1 protein-coding gene is annotated in these 2468 nt (G+C 65.8%); it reads right to left on the bottom strand.

Features of this window, described 5'->3' with window-relative positions; all coding sequences use genetic code 11:
• Window positions 1–2468, bottom strand: a 2468-nt coding sequence (locus tag MOV61_RS29500) for an AsmA-like C-terminal region-containing protein (RefSeq protein WP_247139120.1), incomplete at both ends; no start/stop codon positions are given.

The raw sequence follows: 2468 nt of genomic DNA, 5'->3' as shown, positions 1-2468 counted from the left end.
CTTCGGCGGCCTGCTGGCGGGCGCGCTCTTCAGCCGCCGCCTTTTCGCGGGCCGCCTGCCGCTCGATTGCCTGGAAATTATAAAGCGCCACCTCGCGGCGAAGGCGCTGCTTTTCCAGAACGCTCGCCTGCAGGGTTTCCACCCGCCGCCGCTGCTGCTCGAAGGCGCGTTGCGACAGGAAATTGGTCATCGCCGCGATATCGATCCTTTCGGTGGGCGCGGCAATATCTCCCGAATAATCGAGCCGGATTGTCGGATCGCCGCCGGCCAGCGCTTCGTCGCCGGCATTGTAGGTTATCGCCAGGTTCGCGCTCAGGCGGTCGTCGAGCAGATCGAAGCGCCCCTCGCCCGACAGTTTTGTCGTGCCGACGGCGGCTGCAATATTCTGCGCCCGCGCTTCGCCCGCCGTGATCGTCACCGGAACGGTGACGTTGCCGATCGCCGCATTTCCCTGATGCAGCGGGCTGGAAACAATCGGCCGGACCCTCGCTTCCGTGATTTCTCCGCCCAGCTTGTCCACCCCGGCCATCAGGGGCTTCAGCGCATCGGGATTGATGCCGGCAATGGTCAGGCCCTTCAGCCGCAACTCGGCCGAGCCGCTCGTGGCGCCAAGGAGCTCGGCCAGGGTCTTGCCGGTCGATTCGGCGGACATGTTGAAATCCAGCTTTCCGTCGGCAACCGGCTTTCCGCCTTTCGTCCAGACGAGCGGCGCAAGATCGGCGTTCTCAGCCGAAAGCCGGGCCTGCAGAAGTCCCGTTCCGTCACCGTTCGACATCAGCAGCCGGCCGGCCAGCCGGCCGCCCTGCCAGTTGCCGGCACCATTCTCGATGGTGATGCCGCCGCTGCGATGCGTGACGCGGGCCGAAAAATCGTCGATATTGCCGAACGCGCCCGTGTGAAACGTCCGCGCCTTGACGTCGAGAGCGACATCCGCGCCGTAAAAGACCGGCGGGGCGAAGGGTTTTGAAGAAAACGCACCGCTCTTCGGATCGCTGACCGGCCCGTAGATCGCCTCGCCGAGCCAGGCGAGGTCGAGGTTGTCGAGGTTGAGCGAGCCTGTCGCCGGCATGCCCGGCGCCTTGCGGTCGACGGCGATATCGCCGCTGATCGCGTTGCCGTCCGCCGCGCCGGTGAGCGCCGCAATCTTGACCGTCTCCGGCGTCATGCTGACATCCGCATCGAGCGTGACCGGCAGACCGGTCCCGAATTGCGGCAGCGCGATACCGTTCATCAGCAGATAGGGTTCCAGATCGGCGCTCCGCAGCGTCACGTGACCGCTACCCTCCCCAAAACCGTCGCTGCCGATCCGCATGTCACCCTTGACGTCCAGCGAGGTCTTTGCGGTCGTGAACGACAGCGCGGTCTTTGCCGTGGCACCCGGCCCCTGATGTACGTTGAGCAGCAGTTCGCCGGTGCCGTCCCCTTCGAAAGGCAGGGGATCGAGACCCGCCTGGCCGAGAAGAACCATCGGGTCGGGATTGTCGAGCGAGGCGACCAGCGTCATGTCGGGGTCGCCCGTCAGGTCGAACAGGCCCGGAAGCTTGAGGTCGGCATTGACCGCGCTGCCGTTCGTCTTGCCCTTGAGGACGATCTCCACCCCGTTCGAGCTTCCGCCGACCGTAAGGTTTGCGCCGAGATCCGTGTTGGCGAACCAGGCGCCGTTTGCGGCAAGCCGGGCCAGAGCCGGATGCGGAGGCAGCCGGTTGCGCAGCATGGTCAGGAAGGCCGTCGGATCGCGGGAACGAAACGAGAGGTTGCCAGTGCCCGAATAGGCAAGCAGCGAGCCTTCGATGCGGCCTCGTGCCGATATCGTCGCCCCTTCGATATTGCCGACCGTCAGGCGCTCCAGCGAAAGCGCTCCGCCAGCCACAGTGAAAGCGGTATCGACATTGTTGGCGGCAACCCCGAAGGCGGTAAAACGGTCGGCCTTCAGCGTCGCTGCGACGCGGTGGTCCAGCACATCCTGGCCCGCATCGTCGCCGGTCAACAGCGAGGCAAGCGCCCGCATGGCGTCGATATCGATCTCGTTGCCGGCAAGGCTCATCGACAGGTTCGGCGTCTGCCCCTGGGTCGACTGCCGTTCCAGACGGCCCTTGAGCGTCGCAGGCCCGATCGCCAGTTCGAGATTGTCGAACCGTTGCAGGTCTGGTGTGAGATTGACCTTCGCCGAAAAGCCGGCTGAGCGCAGCTGGCGCAGTTCGGGGGCCACCCGTCCGGAAAGCCAGTCGGAAAGGCCTGACGGCTGGCTGGAAGCGACCAGCATATCGCCGACGAAGGACGTCCGGTCGCGAAGCACGAGGCTGCCCTTCGCCTCCAGCTGCGTGCGGCCCGGCAGGGTCGCCACCACGTTGTCCACCGTCCAGCCACGGCCCGCCGGTCGTATGTCGAGCCTGATGTCGCGGATGGTCGTATCGTTGGCGACGATCGCCGGCAGCCTCAGGCTGGCGCGGCCGGGCACCTGCGGAATA

The organism is Neorhizobium sp. BETTINA12A, assembly GCF_023006485.1.
Lineage (GTDB): Bacteria > Pseudomonadota > Alphaproteobacteria > Rhizobiales > Rhizobiaceae > Neorhizobium.
Note: the sequence above shows the minus strand (reverse complement) of the source record. Positions and strands in the feature narration are given on the sequence as shown.